This is a genomic window from Dyella caseinilytica (genome assembly GCF_016865235.1).
Classification (GTDB): Bacteria; Pseudomonadota; Gammaproteobacteria; order Xanthomonadales; family Rhodanobacteraceae; genus Dyella_B; species Dyella_B caseinilytica.
In genome coordinates, this window is record NZ_CP064030.1 from 3,882,111 (window position 1) to 3,901,341 (window position 19,231).

Annotated in this window: 19 protein-coding genes; 8 read left to right on the forward strand and 11 right to left on the reverse strand. The window is 60.9% G+C overall.

Features of this window, described 5'->3' with window-relative positions:
- Positions 1–140 precede the first annotated feature (140 nt).
- The gene (locus ISN74_RS17130) at positions 141–821 is read right to left on the reverse strand and encodes a type 1 glutamine amidotransferase domain-containing protein (protein WP_188800368.1); all 681 of its coding nucleotides are present in this window, start codon (positions 819–821) and stop codon (positions 141–143) included.
- 361 nt (positions 822–1,182) lie between these two features.
- Here ISN74_RS17130 and ISN74_RS17135 point away from each other — a divergent pair, with 361 nt between their 5' ends.
- Genes ISN74_RS17135 through ISN74_RS17150 form a run of 4 tightly spaced genes read left to right on the forward strand, consistent with a single transcriptional unit; the run spans position 1,183 to position 6,140 of the window.
- Positions 1,183–2,109: an ATP-grasp domain-containing protein gene (locus ISN74_RS17135; RefSeq protein ID WP_188800369.1), complete on the forward strand. Its 927-nt coding sequence runs from the start codon at positions 1,183–1,185 to the stop codon at positions 2,107–2,109.
- 32 nt (positions 2,110–2,141) lie between these two features.
- Entirely contained in the window at positions 2,142–3,248 is a 1,107-nt protein-coding gene (gene dinB, locus ISN74_RS17140) for a DNA polymerase IV (protein WP_268235713.1), read from the forward strand.
- On the forward strand, positions 3,245–5,416 hold the full coding sequence (locus tag ISN74_RS17145; protein WP_188800371.1) for an alpha-glucuronidase family glycosyl hydrolase: 2,172 nt from the start codon (positions 3,245–3,247) through the stop codon (positions 5,414–5,416). The genes dinB and ISN74_RS17145 overlap by 4 nt, the downstream gene beginning before the upstream one ends.
- Before the next feature lie 49 nt (positions 5,417–5,465).
- Positions 5,466–6,140, forward strand: coding sequence for a hypothetical protein (locus ISN74_RS17150; RefSeq protein ID WP_188800372.1), 675 nt, complete (start codon positions 5,466–5,468; stop codon positions 6,138–6,140).
- Positions 6,141–6,229: 89 nt separating this feature from the next.
- Here ISN74_RS17150 and lpdA read toward each other — a convergent pair whose 3' ends face one another.
- The 3 genes from lpdA to ISN74_RS17165 all read right to left on the reverse strand — a co-directional run bounded on the left by lpdA (position 6,230) and on the right by ISN74_RS17165 (position 10,577).
- Entirely contained in the window at positions 6,230–8,080 is a 1,851-nt protein-coding gene (lpdA, locus tag ISN74_RS17155) for a dihydrolipoyl dehydrogenase (RefSeq protein WP_188800373.1), read from the reverse strand.
- Between the two features lie 13 nt (positions 8,081–8,093).
- Positions 8,094–9,452 carry a dihydrolipoyllysine-residue acetyltransferase gene (gene aceF / locus ISN74_RS17160; protein WP_229679337.1) on the reverse strand — a complete coding sequence of 453 codons (1,359 nt, stop codon included), beginning with the start codon at positions 9,450–9,452 and terminating at the stop codon, positions 8,094–8,096.
- 318 nt (positions 9,453–9,770) lie between these two features.
- Entirely contained in the window at positions 9,771–10,577 is an 807-nt protein-coding gene (locus tag ISN74_RS17165; protein WP_188800375.1) for a DUF2884 family protein, read from the reverse strand.
- 223 nt (positions 10,578–10,800) lie between these two features.
- Between ISN74_RS17165 and ISN74_RS17170 the strand changes: the two genes are divergently transcribed.
- Complete coding sequence (locus ISN74_RS17170; protein WP_188800376.1) at positions 10,801–12,456, forward strand: FAD-binding dehydrogenase; 1,656 nt, start codon at positions 10,801–10,803, stop codon at positions 12,454–12,456.
- Positions 12,453–13,463 (forward strand): 2-dehydropantoate 2-reductase, encoded by a 1,011-nt coding sequence (locus tag ISN74_RS17175; protein ID WP_188800377.1) that lies wholly within the window; start codon positions 12,453–12,455, stop codon positions 13,461–13,463. Before ISN74_RS17170 ends, ISN74_RS17175 begins: the two co-directional genes overlap by 4 nt.
- A gap of 76 nt (positions 13,464–13,539) precedes the next feature.
- Here ISN74_RS17175 and ISN74_RS17180 read toward each other — a convergent pair whose 3' ends face one another.
- The 7 genes from ISN74_RS17180 to ISN74_RS17210 all read right to left on the reverse strand — a co-directional run bounded on the left by ISN74_RS17180 (position 13,540) and on the right by ISN74_RS17210 (position 17,602).
- Positions 13,540–13,863 carry a DUF2845 domain-containing protein gene (locus tag ISN74_RS17180; RefSeq protein ID WP_188800378.1) on the reverse strand — a complete coding sequence of 108 codons (324 nt, stop codon included), beginning with the start codon at positions 13,861–13,863 and terminating at the stop codon, positions 13,540–13,542.
- Between the two features lie 54 nt (positions 13,864–13,917).
- Positions 13,918–14,502 carry a DUF924 family protein gene (locus ISN74_RS17185; RefSeq protein ID WP_188800379.1) on the reverse strand — a complete coding sequence of 195 codons (585 nt, stop codon included), beginning with the start codon at positions 14,500–14,502 and terminating at the stop codon, positions 13,918–13,920.
- Positions 14,502–14,945: a PA2169 family four-helix-bundle protein gene (locus tag ISN74_RS17190; RefSeq protein WP_188800380.1), complete on the reverse strand. Its 444-nt coding sequence runs from the start codon at positions 14,943–14,945 to the stop codon at positions 14,502–14,504. The genes ISN74_RS17185 and ISN74_RS17190 overlap by 1 nt, the downstream gene beginning before the upstream one ends.
- Before the next feature lie 109 nt (positions 14,946–15,054).
- The gene (locus tag ISN74_RS17195) at positions 15,055–15,807 is read right to left on the reverse strand and encodes a DUF2884 family protein (RefSeq protein WP_188800381.1); all 753 of its coding nucleotides are present in this window, start codon (positions 15,805–15,807) and stop codon (positions 15,055–15,057) included.
- A gap of 78 nt (positions 15,808–15,885) precedes the next feature.
- On the reverse strand, positions 15,886–16,431 hold the full coding sequence (locus tag ISN74_RS17200) for a hypothetical protein (protein ID WP_188800382.1): 546 nt from the start codon (positions 16,429–16,431) through the stop codon (positions 15,886–15,888).
- A complete protein-coding gene (locus tag ISN74_RS17205; RefSeq protein WP_188800383.1) occupies positions 16,431–16,979 on the reverse strand; it encodes a peroxiredoxin in 549 nt (182 codons plus the stop codon). The genes ISN74_RS17200 and ISN74_RS17205 overlap by 1 nt, the downstream gene beginning before the upstream one ends.
- Positions 16,980–17,143: 164 nt before the next feature.
- Positions 17,144–17,602, reverse strand: coding sequence for a hypothetical protein (locus tag ISN74_RS17210; protein WP_188800384.1), 459 nt, complete (start codon positions 17,600–17,602; stop codon positions 17,144–17,146).
- 226 nt (positions 17,603–17,828) lie between these two features.
- Here ISN74_RS17210 and ISN74_RS17215 point away from each other — a divergent pair, with 226 nt between their 5' ends.
- On the forward strand, positions 17,829–18,248 hold the full coding sequence (locus ISN74_RS17215; RefSeq protein ID WP_188800385.1) for a universal stress protein: 420 nt from the start codon (positions 17,829–17,831) through the stop codon (positions 18,246–18,248).
- A gap of 120 nt (positions 18,249–18,368) precedes the next feature.
- Positions 18,369–19,193 carry a ferritin-like domain-containing protein gene (locus tag ISN74_RS17220; protein ID WP_188800386.1) on the forward strand — a complete coding sequence of 275 codons (825 nt, stop codon included), beginning with the start codon at positions 18,369–18,371 and terminating at the stop codon, positions 19,191–19,193.
- Positions 19,194–19,231 lie beyond the last annotated feature (38 nt).

Here is a 19,231-nt window from a genome sequence, read left to right on the forward strand (position 1 = left end):
AGATGCCGACAGTAACCTGAGTCGGCATCGAATGTCTGGTGACCTATGCCCTATGGCATGTCATCCGAGGCTCAATGGATTGAGCTTGTGAGACATCGCCCATCCGTCGTCCCGGCCTGCGCCGGGACGACGGATAACCGTTATTTGCGCAATAGCGTGAGCACCGCTTCGGCCGCCGCCACCGATGACGCCGGATTCTGCCCGGTAATCAGATTGCCTTCGGTAATCGCATACGACTGCCAATCTGCTTTCTTGGAGTAATGCCCGCCACTCGCCTTGAGCATGTCCTCGACCAGGAACGGCACGATATCCGTGAGCCCAACGGCGGCTTCTTCGCTATTGCTGAAACCCGTCACCGGCTTGCCCTTCACCAGCGGCTGGCCATCCTTGCCGCGTGTATGGCGAAACACAGCCGGCGCATGGCAGACCGCGCCCACCGGCTTGCCGGCTGCGTAAGTGCGCTCGACCAGCGCGATCGAATCCTTGTCTTCGGCCAGATCCCACAACGGCCCATGGCCGCCCGGATAAAACACGGCGTCGTATTCGCCCTTGGCGGCATCGGCAAGCTTGAGTGTAGAGGCCAGCACTTTGGTGGCCGCAGCGTCGGCACGGAAACGACGAGTGGCTTCGGTTTGCGCATCCGGCGCATCGCTCTTGGGATCGAGCGGCGGCTGTCCACCCTTGGGCGAGGCCAGCACGATCTCTACGCCGGCGTCCTTGAACGCGTAGTACGGCGCGGCAAATTCTTCCAACCAGAAACCGGTCTTGTGGCCGGTGTTGCCGAGCTGGTCGTGGGAGGTAAGAACCATCAGGATTTTCATTGATCACTCCGCAGTAAGAGGCGCGTCACAGGCGCAGCGCCATGGCGAACGATGTGCGGATGCCCGCTCCGTGTTCAACACTGTTACGAAACAACGGGGAGCAATAGGCAAGCATTCCCTCGCATCATGCACGGATTGCCGATTTTGCCCGGCATCACCGTTAAACCATGTGAAATGACTTAAGTCACATTGACGCCGCAGACGCAGGCTCGGGATACTTCGGTGTGTCACGCGCCATGACCTGTTTCGCTGGCGCATCGGTTCCGAGGGGTGCTGCGACGGACGTCATGTCCGCCACGCTCGGTCATACCGACCTTCACCATGATCAAGGGCGCCCACCTCAGTGACTGGAGGTGTACCCATGTCTGTGTCTCATCCTGGCTTTCGCGTTGCCATTGCTACGTGCGCGCAATTTCCGTCCGTCTATGCGGACGATGCATATTTTGTTTCCGTGTTGGAACGCCTCGGTGTCAAGCCGGTGGTCTGCATCTGGAACAATCCATCGGTGGACTGGACTGCGTTCGACGCCGTGCTGGTCCGCACCGTATGGGATTATTTTCAGCACTACACCGCATTTCTCGCGTGGCTGGATACGCTCGATCGGCTCGACGTACCCGCTATCAACGACACGCGTCTGATTCGATGGAACATCAACAAGCGGTATCTGCTCGATATCGAGCAGGCTGGTGTGCCGATCATTCCCACTCGCATCGTGCCAGCGGGACGCTTGCCGGAAGCCTTGTCGCCCGCGGCCAAAGGCGAACTGGTGATCAAGCCGAGCGTCAGCGGCGGGGCCTGGCATACGGTTCGAGGCACACCCGGCGATGCCGCATTCGACCACGCCGTGGCGCAATTGCCGAAGGATCTCGAGTTCCTGGTGCAGCCCTTCGTGCCTGAAATTGCCAGCCATGGCGAATGGTCCCTGCTCTACTTCGCCGGCGCTTACAGCCACGCGGTGATCAAGCATCCTGCTTCCGGCGATTACCGGGTGCAGGAGCAACATGGCGGCGTGGCCAAGCAGGCCATTCCCGATGCCGCCATCGTGCATGCGGCGGACAAGGCCTTGGCAGCGGTCGCAACGTTAGGCCATCACGAGCAAGCCTATGCACGCGTGGATGGCGTGATGGTCGGCGGCCAATTCCGGATCATGGAGCTGGAATTGGTCGAACCGCTGCTGCACTTGGCCATCAAGCCGGAGGCTGCCGAGCGTTTCGCCGCGCATGTGGTAGAACGCCTGCGCGAGCTGGGCAGCCGGCATAGCGCTGCAACATCCGGCAGCACGTCCTAGAATCGACTTGTCATCCCTCCCTATGCACACCTGTGCCCGCCACGCCGCCACGCAAAATCCTGCATGTGGACATGGACGCGTTCTACGCGTCGGTGGAGCAGCGCGACGATCCGTCGTTGCGCGGCAAGCCTGTCGTGGTGGCGTGGCGTGGCGCGCGTTCGGTGGTGTGCGCGGCCAGTTATGAAGCACGCAAGTTCGGCGTGCGTTCGGCCATGCCGGCGGTGCGCGCCGAGCGGCTTTGTCCGCAGGCGATTTTCGTGCCGCCGGATTTCACCCGCTACAAGGCGGTATCACGGAAGGTGCGCGAGATCTTTGCGCGACACACGGATCTGATCGAACCGCTTTCACTCGATGAAGCGTATCTCGACGTCACCTTCACCAAGACCGAGCTGCCTTCCGCTACCGCAACGGCCGAAGCCATTCGCACAGCGATCCGCGAGGAAACGCAGCTCACCGCGTCTGCGGGCGTTGCGCCGAACAAGTTCCTGGCCAAGATCGCTTCGGACTGGAACAAACCCGACGGCTTGTTCGTCATACGTCCGCATCAGGTGATGGCGTTTCTCGCGCCGTTGCCAGTGGGACGTCTACCCGGTGTAGGTAAAGTGATGGAGTCGAAGTTGGAAGCGCTCCATATCAAGACCGTCAGCGATCTGCGCGAATTGCCGCTGGCTGAGCTTGAACAACGCTTTGGCCGCTGGGGTCGCCGATTGCACGAATTGTCGTTGGGTATGGATGACCACCCAGTGCAACCGAACCAGCTCACTTTGCAGGTCTCGTCCGAAGATACCTTCGAGCACGATCTCACCCTGGACGAATTGGAACCGCATATTCGACGCCTTGCGGAAAAAACCTGGGCGGCGCATCAACGCGAGGTACAACACGGTCGTATCGCGCGCACTGTCGTACTGAAACTCAAGACCGCTGACTTCCACACGCTGACCCGCAGCCTTACGCTCGCTTCGCCACCACGATCGGCGCAAGAACTGGCCGACTTGGCCTGCGCATTGCGCAGTCGGGTGGAACGCCCTGCGGACAGTCGTTACCGGTTGGTTGGGGTGGGACTGTCCGGATTCGTGGACCAGGATAGTTTCATCATACAAAGCGATCTATTCGACAACGCAACGGCGCATCCGACATGAAGACATGCTTGCATACACTGGCAACGCTCGTCCTGACACTGGCCACGATGCTCTGCGCCGTCCCAACCCATGCAGAAGATGGCTACGACTTGTGGTTGCGCTATCACCTGTTGGCACCGGAGCAGGCAAAGCTCTACCGTGATCATGCTACCGAGATCATCATCGGCTCGGCGACACCGACCCAGATCGTCACCCGCGACGAATTGCAGCGCGGCTTGCATGGATTGCTCGGCAACACATTGCCTCTGTCTGATACCGTCACCCACGATGGCGCCATCATTGTCGGCACATCGGCATCCTCGCCGCTTATTGCAAAACTCCAGTTGGATACGCAAAGCATCGGTAACGAAGGCTATGTGATTCGCAGCGTCGTGCTGGATGGTCATACGGCCACTGCCATTGTCGGCCGTAGCGATATTGGCGCGCTGTATGGAGCCTTTCATTTCCTGCGCCTGCTGCAGACCGGTCAACCGATCGATCATCTTGACCTGCACGAATCACCGCGCATAACACTGCGCGTGCTCGATCACTGGGATTATCTCAACGGCCAGGTCGAACGCGGCTATGCGGGCACCTCGATCTGGGATTGGTGGAAGCTTCCGGACTGGCGTGCGCCACGTTATACCGACTACGCACGAGCAAATGCCTCGATTGGCATCAATGGCACCGTGCTCAACGATGTCGTCTCCGGCGCGACGATATTGACACCCGTCTATCTGGAAAAGGTTGCGGCGCTGGCTGACGTGTTTCGCCCGTACGGCATCCGCGTGTATCTCAGCGTGCGTTTCAGCGCACCCATCGAAATCGGTGGCCTGAAAACCGCTGATCCATTGGATCCGCAAGTACAAGCCTGGTGGCGCGCCAAGGCGGACGAGATCTACAAGCTGATTCCTGACTTCGGCGGTTTTTTGGTGAAAGCCGATTCGGAGGGCCAACCCGGCCCGAAGGATTACCACCGCACCCATGCCGACGGCGCGAACATGTTCGCCGACGTACTGGCGCCACACGGCGGCGTGGTGATGTGGCGAACCTTCGTTTATTCGCAGGCGAGCGCAGACGATCGCGCCAAGCAGGCGTATGAAGAATTCAAGCCGCTGGACGGCCAGTTCCATGCGAACGTACTGCTGCAAACCAAGAACGGCCCCATCGACTTCCAACCCAGGGAGCCGTTCCATCCCCTCTTCGGCGCGATGCCTAAAACACCGCTGATGATGGAGTTCGAGATCACCAAGGAATATCTCGGCTTCGCCACACATCTGGTCTATCTGGGACCACTTTACGAAGAAGTGCTGTCGTCTGACACCATGGTTCGCGGCAAAGGCTCCACCGTAGCCAAAGTGATCGACGGTTCACTGGAAGGCCACACCCTGTCCGGCATGGCGGGCGATGCGAACATCGGCACCGATCGCAACTGGTGCGGCTCGGATTTCAATCAGGCCAACTGGTATGTGTTCGGACGGCTGGCCTGGAATCCCACGCTATCGTCGCGCACCATCGCTGAAGAATGGGTGCGAATGACCTTCACCAACAACGAGGCATTCGTGAAGCCTGTCGTCGACATGATGATGGGCTCGCGCGAAGCGGCGGTCGACTACATGACGCCGCTCGGCCTGCTGCACCTGATGGGGCCCGGCCATCATTACGGTCCCGCGCCGTGGGATGCCAGTGAGTCGGAAGCGGATTGGCGGCCTGTCTACTATCACCGCGCCGATCACCTGGGCATCGGCTTCGATCGCACCAGCAACGGTAGTAACGCCGTCGCCCAATACGCACCGCCTATTGCCGCGCAATTCAATGATGTGAAGCAGACGCCCGAACGCTTTCTGCTCTATTTTCATCACGTCCCCTGGGATTACCGCATGCGCTCGGGTCAGACGCTGTGGTACGAGCTGGTCGCGCACTACACACGAGGTGTGGACGACGTGAAACAGATGCAGGAAACCTGGCGCCATCTGGATGGCTATATCGATGAGGAGCGTTATCAACAAGTCGCCGCGTTCCTCGCCATCCAGGAAAAGGAGGCGCAGTGGTGGCGCGACGCGTGCATCGCCTATTTCCAGAGCATTTCCGGCCTGCCGTTGCCGCCGGGTTATGCGCCGCCACAGCGATCGCTCAAATACTATGAGTCGCTTTCATTTCCCTACGTACCGGGCTTCTCGTCATGGTGAAGGGCCTTCCGGTATAAAGTAGCTGCGATCCCTCGCCAAGGAGTTTTCCATGCATGTGGATATACCGAAGCTTCCGATGGATTCGTTCAAAGATCTCGCCAAGCACTATCTGATGATTGTGCTGGGCATCCTGACCGCGCTGGGATTGGAGGCGTGGATTGAACACGCGCATCACGTGCATGCGGCGGAAGCAGCCAGCGCCCAGATCGAGGCGGAGATCCATGACAACCGGATAGCGATCCAGGCCGCTCTCGACAACGCCCAGGCGCGCACAAATCTTCTCGCGAAGGTCCGCGATGACCTGATCCAAGACATCAAGTCGAACGCGACCGATACCATCATCATTCAGCACATTCATGCCGAAGCGCCCGATGGACTCTATCTGGATTGGCGCTGGCCGACACTGCGCCACGAAGCCTGGGACGTCGCGGTAGCCAATCAATCTGCCGGATGGATCGATAACGACAAGCTGCATCGTTACGCCAAGGTCTACGCCGCCCAGAACACGCGAGCCATGCTGGCGACAACAGAGATCCAATTGGTCCTGGATGGGCCTCGCATGCTCAATGCCATCGTCGACCTGGAAACCGGTGATTTACAGCCACGCGAATTGCTTCACAGCGTCAATCAAATGTGGGGCGCCCAGCGTGACGGCAGTCAAAATTTGATCTTGCTTGCCAAGACCATTGACGATGCGATGGGCAATCAGGCGGCTTCGCACTAGCAAAGCGCACCCGGCACATTGAGCCGCAGACTGGGTTACCTCGCATAAAAAAGACCCGGATCGCTCCGGGTCTTTTTGCGCCAAGAACCTTATTTCTTCTTGGGCATGTACAGATCGGTGATGGTGCCTTCGTAGGCTTCGGCCGCCATGCCCACCGATTCGCTCAAAGTCGGATGCGGGTGGATGGTGAGGCCAATGTCGGCAGCTTCTGCACCCATCTCGATGGCGAGAGCAACTTCGGAGATGAGGTCACCCGCATGCGGACCGACGATGCCGCCGCCGACCACGCGATGGGTTTCCTCATCGAACAGCAGCTTGGTGAAGCCTTCAGTACGGTCGATGCCAATGGCGCGGCCGCTGGCCACCCACGGGAATTTGCCGACGCCAATCTTCAGGCCCTTTTCCTTCGCTTCACGCTCGGTCACGCCGACCCAGGCGATTTCCGGATCGGTGTAGGCCACCGACGGAATCACGCGCGCATCGAAGTGACTCTTCTGACCAGCAACCACTTCCGCAGCAACTTTGGCTTCGTGCGTGGCCTTGTGCGCCAGCATCGGCTGACCGACCAGATCGCCGATGGCGAAGATGTGCGGCACGTTGGTGCGCATCTGCGTGTCGACGTTGATGAAGCCGCGTTCGGTCACCACCACGCCAGCCTTGTCCGCGCCGATCTTGTTGCCGTTCGCTGAGCGGCCCACCGACACCAGTACGCGATCGAACACGCTGGTTTCGGGAATGCTCTCGCCTTCGTAGCTGACTTCGATGCCCTTTTTGGTGGCCTTGGCATCAACCACCTTGGTCTTGAGATGCACGCCCTTGAGCTTGCTACCCAGACGCTTGGCCAGCGGCTTGATCAGATCGGCATCGGCACCGGGAATGATCTGGTCCATGAACTCGACCACGGTCACTTCACTGCCGAGTCCGGAATACACCGTGGCCATTTCCAGGCCGATGATGCCGCCGCCCACTACCAGCAGCTTGGCCGGCACGTCTTTCAGTTCCAGTGCGCCTGTGGAATCCATGATGCGGTCATCGTCCCACGGGAACGCGGGCAGCTTCACTGACTGCGAACCGGCGGCGATGATGGCGTATTCGAAACGCAGCAGCTTTTTGCCTTCTGCGGTGTCGATTTCCATCTCATTCGGCGACACGAATGTGCCGACACCCTGCACGGTACGCACCTTGCGCTGCCTGGCCATGCTGGCGAGACCGCCGGTGAGTTGGCCGACCACCTTGGTCTTGAAGCCGCGCAGCTTGTCGATGTCGATCTTCGGCTTGCCGAAGCTGACGCCGTGCGCGGCCATGGCTTCGGCTTCATCGATCACCGCAGCAGCGTGCAGCAGTGCCTTGGACGGAATGCAGCCCACGTTGAGGCAAACGCCGCCGAGCGAGGCGTAGCGTTCCACCAGCACGGTGTCGACGCCGAGATCAGCGGCGCGGAAAGCAGCCGTATAGCCGCCTGGACCGGAGCCGAGCACGACCAGCTTGCATTCGATGTCTGCGGTTTTTCCTGATGACGCTGCCGCTTGCGGCGCCTTCGCTTCCTCTCCCCTCAGGGGCACGCGGGGAGGGGCCACGGATGGCCCCGGCTCTGAGGAGCGAGGAGAGGATTGAGGTGAGGGGGCCGGGCTTGCGGAAGTGTTCGGCGAGGTTGACCCCTCACCCCGGAGGGGAGAGGGAGATGGGGCTGCGGCATCGCCTGCCACTTCCAGCACAACAATCACGGCGCCTTCGGAAACCTCATCGCCCACTTTGAGCTTGAGTTCCTTGATCACGCCGGCCGCGCTGGAGGGGATCTCCATCGTCGCCTTGTCGGATTCCAGCGTGATGAGGCTTTGTTCCTTCGTCACGGTGTCGCCGACTTTCACCATCACCTCGATCACCGGCACATTGTCGTGACCGCCGATATCGGGGACTTTTACTTCAATCGTATTGGCCATGATCGTCTCCCCGTCAGAGCAGCAGACGACGAATGTCGCTGAGCTGGTTGGCGAGGAACGAAGCGAAGCGCGCGGCGAGCGCGCCGTCGATCACGCGATGGTCATAGCTGAGCGACAGCGGCAGGATCAGGCGCGGTGCGAATTCCTTACCGTTCCACACCGGCTTGGTCTGCGCCTTGGACACGCCGAGGATCGCCACTTCCGGCGCATTGACGATCGGCGTGAACGCCGTGCCGCCAATGCCGCCGAGCGAGGAAATGGAGAAGCAGCCGCCGGACATATCGTTCGGGCCGAGCTTCTTCTCACGCGCCTTCTTGGAGATCTCGCCCAGTTCTGTCGCCAGATCCAGCAAGCCCTTCTTGTCGCAGTCGCGGATGACCGGCACGACGAGGCCATCGGGCGTATCGACCGCAATGCCGACGTGGAAGTACTTCTTGAGGATGAGCTTCTCGCCGCTCTCGTCGAGCGAGGCGTTGAAGGTCGGGAATTTCTTCAGCGCTGCGACCACCGCCTTGATCTGGAATACCAGCGGAGTGATCTTCAGATCCTTGTTCTCCTCGCCGAGCTTCTTGCGGAAGGCTTCCAGCTCGGTGATGTCAGCATCTTCATGCTGGGTGACGTGCGGGATCATCGCCCAGTTGCGCGCGAGATTGGCGCCGGAAATCTTCTGGATGCGCGACAGCTGCTTTTCTTCGATTTCACCGAACTTAGTGAAGTCGACCTTCGGCCACGGCAGCAGGTTCAGGCCACCCACCGCAGCGCCACCAGAAACCGGACGCGCGCCGGAAGCGAGGGCATGTTTGACGTAGGCCGTGATGTCCTCACGCATGATGCGGCCACTGCGGCCACTGCCCTTCACCTGGTGAACATCCACGCCCAGCTCGCGCGCAAAGGCGCGGATGGCCGGAGTGGCGTACGGAGCGTCGCCGGGCATGACCAGCTTGGCGTCGAACGGCGGACGGGCCTGCGGCGCCACATCACCTTCCGGGGCATTGCCGGGAAGTACGCTGCGGCCGCCGAGCGGCGCGGGTTCTTCCTTGACCTGGGGGGCTGCGGCAGGCGCGGGGGCCGGTGCAGGAGCCGGTGCTTCGGCCTTGGCTGGCGCGGCGGGGCTGGGGGCGGCAGCACCGCTGGTAGCTTCGATGATGGCGATCAGGGCGCCTTCGGAAACTTCGTCACCCACCTTGAGTTTCAGTTCCTTGACCACGCCCGCAAACGGTGCGGGCACTTCCATCGTGGCTTTGTCGGATTCCAGGGTGATCAGGCTTTGGTCCTTCTCGACCGTGTCACCGGGTTTGACCAGCACTTCGATGACGGGGACATCCGCGTGTCCGCCAATATCAGGAACGCGGGCTTCTTTAAGGTCGGCCATGATTTCTCCTGCAGAGCGAAGGCGGCCGCGCTGGGGAGGCGGGGCGGCCGCAAGGCTTCCATCATAGCAATCGGCACTCGTTACGGACATGCCAAATAGCGCTTAGCGCGCCATGCGCATACGTATGCGGGGGATTTTCCCTACTCAGGGTTTGGCACGTGACGCACTGACAAAGTGTATTTCGCACCAGGGAGGTGGATGCCCATGCCCTCGGCATCGAATCTCAGTTATGCAAGCCGGCATAAAAAAAGTGCCCGGAAGGGAGCCGGGCACGTGACTGTCCCACCATGCCGGGGAAGCATGGTGTTGGGAGGGGTCTTACCGCTGGGCGTATTGACCTGCCTTATTGGAACTATCCATGTCCAGAGAGAGCAATTGCAGGCGCCCGCCATCGGAAAGGCGAAACCGGAACTGCTGCTGTAATTGATCGAGCGCACTCAGGCGCGGGCACAAGGCTTCGGCGCGCTGGTCGAGTTTTTCGGCCGGCTCCTGCACGGCTTTGTCGAGGGTGACATCCAGCGCATTGGCGCGCGCTTCGAGTGCCGCGACCCGGCTCGAATCACCGCTCAACGCATCGCTGACCGCATCCCCGGCGATGCCGCCAACGAGAATGGCCACGGTCTTGCCAAGATCTTCGCCAAAGAGCTGGCTGTCATCACCCGCTGCCCACAGGCCCTGGCCCAGCGTCCTGTCGACCTCATGCATGGCCTCGTCCCGGCGATCGTGCAGGGTCTGCAACATGCGTGCGCGATCGTCACTGTTGTCGGACAGCGTGGCGACCACCGTGCTCAACGCCGCATAGCCGATATCCACACCATCGCGAGCGATGTCTGTCATCGCCGGCACCAATTCGCGCACTTGCTGCTCGTAGGCGCGCAAACGCACCGCATCATCCGCAGAAACCGCCACAGGGTGGCCATCTACACGCAGTTGGCCATCGTGCATGAAAACTTTGGCCGGATGCCCTTCACTGCGCGTGAAGGCAATGCCATCGGGCTGCACCTGCACGTCGTATTCGCTGTCGTAGTCGCATTGAAGATGGTGCCTGTTGCCCTCTGCGGCATAGGCGCTGCCCGCGACAAGCAAGCCAAGCATCCACACACATGAAATGAGATGACGACGCATGGGTTACTCCCTCCCCGTGGCTTCCAGCAGACTGATCGTTGCGGTTTGGATGCCATCCGATACGCATAGGGTTTAACACCGGCACCATCGGCGGCATGGGCCGTACGTCATCCCGTGCCATCGGTCATACCGGCGCTGTTTGCAGCTATGGCGCAGCGCACATAGGCAAACCGTGCGGCCCGCGATAAGTTGGTTCCTTGGGTCGCGTTCAGGGGCGTTGTTCATGCAATCCACCGATGTCATCGTGGTCGGCGGCGGTCTTGCCGGCCTGGCCGCCGCCACCGAGCTGACCGATGCCGGCCGGCGCGTGCTGGTGGTCGAACAGGAACCGGAACAAAGCCTTGGCGGCCAGGCGCATTGGTCCTTTGGTGGCCTGTTTTTCGTCGACTCCCCGGAACAACGTCGCATGGGGGTACGCGACTCACACGCGCTGGCCCTGTCCGACTGGATGGGCACGGCTGCGTTCGATCGCCCGGAAGATCACCATCCGCGGCAGTGGGCCGAAGCATATGTGGATTTTGCATCGGGCGAAAAGCGCGCCTGGCTGCATGACATGGGCATGCGCTGGTTTCCGGTAGTGGGCTGGGCTGAGCGCGGTGGCTATGGCGCGATCGGTCACGGCAATTCCGTGCCGCGCTTCCACGTCACCTGGGGCACCGGTCCCGGCGTGCTGGAACCGTTCTTGCGCCGGGCACGCGCTGCGCAGGAAAAGGGGTTGCTGCAGTTTGCGTTTCGCCATCGCGTCGATGGTCTGATCGTCGAGAACGGCAACGTCGTCGGCGTACATGGGGCGCGCTTGGCGAATGATCCGGCGGAACGCGGCAAACCCAGTTCGCGCGATGTCATCGGTGATTTCGAATCGCGCGCGCAGGCGGTGATCGTCGCGTCCGGCGGCATCGGCGGCAATCACGAACTGGTACGCAAGAATTGGCCCGAACGGCTTGGCGCGCCACCGGCACACATGTTGTGCGGCGTACCGGCCCATGTGGATGGACGCATGCTCGGCATTACCGAATCCGCGGGCGCACGCCTGATCAATCGCGACCGCATGTGGCATTACGTTGAAGGGATCGAGAACTGGAATCCGATCTGGCCGATGCACGCGATCCGCATTCTGCCTGGGCCTTCATCGCTATGGCTGGATGCGCGTGGACAACGCCTGCCCGGACCGCTATGGCCCGGCTTCGATACCATGGGCACATTGGAATACCTGCGTCGCACGGGCTTCGATTACAGCTGGTTCGTATTGGATCAGCAGATTATCCGACGCGAATTTGCGCTGTCCGGGTCCGAGCAGAATCCTGATCTCACCGGCAAAAGCTGGCGGCAAGTCGCCAAGCGCGCGGTTGGCAAACAAGCGCCTGCACCGGTGGAAGCGTTCAAGCAATATGGCCGCGATTTCATCGTGCGCGACAATCTCGATGATCTGGTGCAAGGCATGAATGCACTCGCCGGCAACCAAGTGATCGATGTGACACGATTGCGCGAGGACATCGAGGCGCGTGATCGACAGTTCGACAATCCGTATGCGAAGGACAGCCAGATCATGGCCATCCACAACGCGCGCCGTTACCGTGGCGATCGATTAGTGCGCGTCGCCAAGCCGCACCGCATGCTCGATCCGGCCAACGGTCCACTCATTGCGGTGCGCTTGAATATCCTCACGCGCAAGACGCTGGGCGGACTGGAAACGGATCTACAAGCACGCGTGCTCGGACACGACGGTCATCCCATGCCAGGTTTGTATGCCGTGGGCGAAGCGGCGGGTTTTGGTGGTGGTGGATTGCACGGTTACCGTGCATTGGAAGGCAGTTTTCTGGGCGGGTGCCTGTTTTCCGGACGCACCGCAGGACGCGCTGCCGCGGCAGCTGTTGCATGACACCACCACGTATCGCCATTTACGGCGCCGGCATGATCGGCAATTACCTGGGGGGACGCCTGCACAAGCAGGCACGCATCCGCTTCATCGCTCGTCCGCATGTCGCCACGATGCTTCGCACGCATGGGCTGGGCGTCAGCGATCTGCATGGTTATAAGCAACACATCACGCCGGATATGCTCGACCTGCGCATCCATCCCGATGCCGTGCGCGATGCTGATCTGGTGTTGGTCACGGTGAAATCCGCGGCGACCATGGACGTGGCGCACGAATTGGCCGAAGTGCTGCCGACGGAAACGCCAGTCATCAGCTTCCAGAACGGCGTGCGCAATACCGCGGAGTTGCGTGCGGCCTTGCCGAAACACTGCGTGCTGGCGGGCATGGTTCCGTTCAACGTGTCCCAGCCCGACACGGCGCATTTTCACCAGGGTTCGTCTGGCGAACTGATCGTTGAGCGCTCGGAGGCGTTGAAACCGTTCGCGGATATCTTCGCCGCCAGCGGCATGCCGTTGCAGCAGCAGGAAGACATGCAAGCGGTGCTGTGGGCAAAGTTACTGATCAATCTCAACAACCCGCTGAATGCGTTGAGCGGCTTGCCGCTGCGCGAACAACTGGCGCAGCGACCGTGGCGGCAATGCCTGGCGCTTCTGCAGCGCGAAGGATTGCGCGTGCTCGATGTCGCAGGCATTCGTCCTGCCCAGATCACCACCTTGCCTGCGCGTTGGCTGCCGAAAGTGCTGTCGCTGCCAGATGCGTTGTTCCAGCGCATCGCTGCACGCATGTTGGCCATCGATCCCTTGGCAAGATCATCCACCTGGGACGATCTGCAGGCAGCACGAAGGACGGAAGTCGATTACATCAATGGCGAGATCGTGGCGCTCGCCGCTTCAAAGAAAATGCAGGCACCTGCGAATGCACGCATCGTGGCTTTGATACGTGAGGCCGAACAGTCCTATGCACCGTGGCATGGACAGGCTTTGCTCAGGGAATTGATGGACGCGCGCTGATCGTACCCTCACCCCAACCCCTCTCCCGAAGGGAGAGGGGCTTAAGTCGATGCGATTCAGCCCTGACTCGTTATTGTCAACGCGCCGAATCCTCGATGTGCGCGATCTTGCCATTGGCAATCGTAAAGATCGTCGTGTGACCGTCACGGCGGTACTGCCACTTCTCGCCTTTTTCCTTCGCGGTGGCGCGCTTGCTCTTGCCTACGGATTTTGACGCATTCTTGCGCGCACTCTTGTCCGAACCAGCTTTGGTGCGCACGGCAGGATTGCCCATCAGCGCCTTGACACGCGCAGCACTGTCACCGACCGACAGCACCTGACTACCGACGCGCAAACTCTCCAGCGCATGCGCGCCAGCACTGCAAACCAGTAGAACCATGAAAAGTATATAGCGATGCATGACATGCTCCCTGTCGTACTGCGGCCTGCGTCCATGGCCGATTCGTTGATGCGATCAGAATCCCGCGCCGGGCTCGGCGAGATACCTCTGCTCTTCTGACGTGCTGACACGACCGAGCACGCCATTGCGATGCGGGAAGCGGCCAAAGCGCGCGATCACCGCCTCGTGCCGCCGAGCATAGTCCAGAAAACCGTCATAACGATCGCGCTCATCCGGCGGAACATCGTTGCACAAGGCTTCGAATAACGTGACGGCGCGCCGCTGTAACTCAATATCTTCAGCATGTTCCAGCGGCATGTAGGCAAACACGCGCTGGATAGCCGGAAGCTGGCGGTCAAAACCTTCCTCGATGCCCGACAGTGCGAGTTGTTGCGCACGCAGGTCCTGCGCCCACGCGCGTGAATCGCGACGATAGAGATTGCGTGGAAACTGATCCAACACGATCAGCAAAGCCAGCCAGCCTTCCAGCGTGGCTGCCCAATCCATCAGTTTGCCCGCCGCAGCCAGTTCGACCTGATGTGCGAATCGCTCACGGATCAAGGCATCGAATGCCGGGTGGCTGGCATACCACTCGTCGTGATGGGCAGGGTCGAACCAGAACGCCAGTACTGCCGAAGCATCACGCGGCGTATTTGCCATCAACTTCCCACAGCCTTGGCCAGGCTGTGCATATCCAGATCGATCGATTGCAGGCGCGGAAGCTGGCGATGCAGAGCGGTATTCATCTCACCGGCGGCCAGCCTTGCCAGCGCACGTTCGAAGGCTTTCAGCAGGCGCTGTTCTTTGCGGGCCAGCAGACGTATCCAGGCGTCGTCGCTACGCGGAATCCCGCGCACCAGCAGTTCATCGAGCCGTTGGCGCGCGGCGCCGAGTACGCGGCTACGGGTTGCCGGCGACACCTCATGCCGGCGCATCTGCGCTTGCAACTCGGCAATCACCTGGTCCAGCGACTCGGCCTCTTCGCTCAGCACCGTGCGCAAGCCCGGTTCGCTGACCTGCACGGAGGCATGGCGATACAACGCCCGCAGCTCAATGCTGTGGCGAATCAGCCTGTTGCACAGGTACTGGGGTGCGAGCGACACGGTGGCCGTCCTGACTCATCTCTTCATGAAGATGGGACCATGTTGCGGCATCGGGACTTAGCGGCGCATTAACCTGCGACACGCCGCGAGAGCTCACTCAGCCGCCATTTCACTGACCGATCTGCACCAGGTGCAAGGGTCGCCCATTGCTGGCCTGAATGCCCTCCTGCAGCTCCGCGAGGCGCTGGATATCCGGGCAAAGTGCCTGAATCTCCGGCCGCAGCACCTGCAAACGGCGTTGCAGGCGAGGTTGAAAACCCGCAGCAAGATTGCTGGCGCGGTCGCGCAGCGCCGCGGCCTGCTGCAGATCGCCGCTTATCGCGGCGCTTACCGCCTGCTGGCCCAGCGCGGAGGCCAGCAGCGGGCCGATATCGCTGATCACCTGGTTGGCGTACTGATTAGCGACATCGCCGTGCCAGTCATGCGTGCTCTGGCTGGCGGCGATGCGCTGGTGCAGCTCCGTGGCATGGGTGGCCAGACGGTTCTGCAGCTCCGCCCGGGTATCGGCGTCCAGATTCAGGCTACCTGACTCCTGCTGCACAGCCTGCATGGTCACATCCACGCCATGCTGTGCAACGGCTTTGACGCGCGGCACCAGCGCGAGCAGATCGCGCTGAAACACGGCCAGGCGATCCTGATCTTCGTCGCTCAAGGCCACGGCGTGGCCGTCGGTGGTCAAGCTGCCATCGCTCAGCACCACCTGTGTTGGCGCGGGTGCGGGACGATCGAAGATCAGCTGGCCAGGTCGGATGGTGAGGTCGTAGCTGCTGGTGGCACGGCAGACGGTGGCCAGGTCCTGCGCATGCAGGCCAACGCTGACAGCAGCAAGCAGCGCGGCGGCAAACAGTCGATGGATGCGCATGAAATATCCGGTGGGTTCGATCAGCACAGGTCGACAGCGATAAGGCCCATCAGGCGAACAGGCGCTGAATCGCGCGGATCAAGCCCGCCGTGCGCGGAACTGCAAACGGACTGCCGGATGCCCCAGTTGCCAGGCAAGCCACAGCAGCACCGGCACTGCCAGCACGCGCAGCCCCAGGCCAGCGAGCAGAATTCGGCGCAGATCCGCCAATTGACTTGGCACGGGCTGCCCGCCCGCCAGTATCGACGCATTGGCGGCATCGAAAACCTGCCATTGCTGCCACAGCAACACGCCGCGATACGCGCTCCACACGCACAGCACCAGGGCGGCCACGCGCAACACCGGCCGCGCCCACTCCTGCCGCAGGATGCAGCCGGCACACGCCACGATCATCACGAACGCGGCGACCAGATAACCGATATCCCAGGCCAGCATGTTGTGCAGTTCACCGGCATGCTGCTCGCCGCCGGCGGGTAGCGCCTGCAGGGCACCCCATACCTGCTGCGCATGCTGGATGTATTGCACGCCACCGAACGCTGCCAGCAACAACAACACCCACACAAGCATGCGCCACCACGCAAACCCGGGTCTGCGCCGGCCAAAGTTGGATCGCGAAATCAGCATCAGTGGAAAGCCTTCTTCAACGTGTCGAGATCGCTCAGTACCTGAGCGGAATTTTTCTCCGGATCCACGTCACGGTAGATCTTGGCGATCTTGCCGTTCGGATCGATCAGGAAGGTGGTGCGCTTGGCGAAATGTATGCCCACGGCCGACGTCAACACGCCGTAGTTGATGGCGACCTGGCGGTTGGCATCGGACAGCAAGGGGAACGGCACATGGTATTTCGCCGCAAATTCGGTGTGCGATTTCACATCGTCCAGACTGATGCCCACCACGTCGGCGCCGGCCTGGCGCAGCTTGACGATGGAATCCCTGAAGGCACATACCTCGGTCGTGCATCCCGGAGTGAAATCTTTCGGATAGAAGTACAGCACCAGCCAGCGTCCATGGTAATCGACCGGCGTACGCCAATGCCCGTTCTGATCTTGCAGGTGGAAGCCCGGGGCTGCCTGGCCGACTTGCGGATTGCCCAGTTTCACCCCGGCAAGCGCGGGGACCGACGCGAACACCACCAGGCTGATCATCGCAAGCACGGTCAAAAAACGACGCATGAACGTAACTCCCCAAAGAAAAGAAGCCGATCTGAAACAGCGTTTGTGTAACGAGTATACGGGCGATCTGCACAAGCAGTGCGCCGAAACACCCAGGCTTTGCGCTTCAGGAAAACGAAAGGCGCCACCAGGGCGCCTTCCGTCATGACTCCACCAGCGTGAGCTCAGTGAGCGCGTTCGATATCGAACTTGTCGACCGCCACACCAAGGTTGACGCCTTGGCCCGTACCCGTCAGCGCGATCGAAACCGTGCCTTTGCTCAACACCTGGGCCGTACCGCTCTGCACCACGCCCGCCGAGGCGCCCGCTTGAGCATAGCTGCCGAACACCTGGTCGATGCCATAGACATTGCTGATCTCGCCGTGGCCGCTGACGCGGAACTTGCCGGCCGTCAGGCCGCCACCATGCACGCTGATCGTCACGGCAGCACTGCGCCCGTCATCGCACCTCACATGGCCGCTGCCGGTGGCATGTTGATAAATCGCCGACCAACCCGCCAGTTCGTAAGTCAAATGGCACTTGATGGGCGCCGTGGCCGCGAATGCCGAACTTGCCGGCATAGCAGCCAGTCCACTGGCAGCAAGCACCAACGCTGCAGTCAGTCCAAGAGTACGGTTCTTCATCGTGGTCTCCTTACATTGCGTTTACGGTCATCAATGCCGTGACGGGAAGTGTCACGTTTAGAAACTGAACGGCTTAACAAGCATGCTCCCTGGCATTCAGGATCGGCAAGCTCCCGTGACGGCTGTGTGCATAGGCGCCTATTGTTTCCCTCTGCTTGATGCTTAACTAACAGCGCCCCGCGCACACTGGAAGGCGCGTGGCGCCCGCATTTGCCACGGAGGAAACATGGTCAAGTATTCGCTGGTTGGCTACGACAGTTCCGATACCTCGCAGCGAGCCTTCCGCTTTGCCATGGGGTTGGCGCGCTGCAGTGGTGGCCGTGTGCGCGTGGTGTATGTGCTTCAGGTGGTCCAGGGCGGCGCGGACGCCTGCTCCCTGATGATGACTGACGAATCCCGCAACCGCTCTGACGAGTTGCTCGAAGAATTGCGCACCATCGACCCCGATACCAGCCAGCGTGTGGATCTGGAGATCACCCACGGCAGCCCGGGCGACGTGCTGGTCAACCAGGTCCGGCAACATCCGGAAATCGACCATATCGTCATCGGCCATACCTCGCGGGGTACCTTGGGCCGCTGGCTGCTCGGCTCGGTTTCGGAGGATGTACTGGCCGGCGCCCACGTACCGGTGACCGTCGTCCGCTAAAATGGCTGCCAAGGCAGCTTTCAGGTCGGCTGGCATTAATCCGTCCCAGCGTTCACCCTTTATGCTGTTGTCCCCGATCTGTCATGGATCGGATGGCCTTTTCTGCACAGGAAACACCACGTGGACTACAGCTCCGCCTTGCCTTGGACCCTGGAAAGTCTGAATTTCGCCGATATCGACCTCGCGCGCGTGCGACATAACCAGGATCTTTTCTTGCTGCTTTGCAGCGCTTCGTTCGTCGAAAGCGGCTCGGACCTGTATACGCATAACCTGATCGAACACTTCGATGGTGACCTGGAACTGCAGGCCTGGCTGCGCGAGCACTGGGAGCAAGAAGAACTGCAGCATGGCCGCGCCCTGGCAACCTATGTCCGCCATGTGTGGCCCGAGTTCGACTGGGAGGCCGGCTTCCAGGCGTTCTGGAAGGATTACGGCGCGCTGTGTACGAACGACCAGTTGGAACCCTCGCGCGGCCTGGAACTGGCTGCGCGCTGCGTAGTGGAAACCGGCACGGCAAGTCTGTATCGCGCGTTGAACGACATCGTCGACGAGCCGGTACTCAAGCAGTTGACCAACAACATCAAGAGCGACGAAGTTCGCCATTACAAGCACTTCTACCAGGCCTTCCAGCGCTATCGCGAAAGCGAACGACTGGGACGCTACAAGGTGTTCCGCGCGATCCTGCGGCGCGTCAACGAAATCCGCAACGAAGACAGCGACATCGCGCTGCGCCACGTGTTCAACCAGTGCTATCCGCAGCACAAGGACAACCAGGCGGAATTCCTGAAGGTGGCCGGCCCGGCCCAGGCGCTGCTGCGCCGACATATCCCGGCGGAGATGACGGTGAAGATGCTGCTCAAGCCGCTGGACCTGCCACCACGTCTGCAGCAGACGCTGGAAAAGCCGCTGGCGAAGATCAGCGAGAAGCTGTTTTTGCAGAATTGAAAAAGACAGCGCTACGCACTTACTTGCCAAAAGGCTAA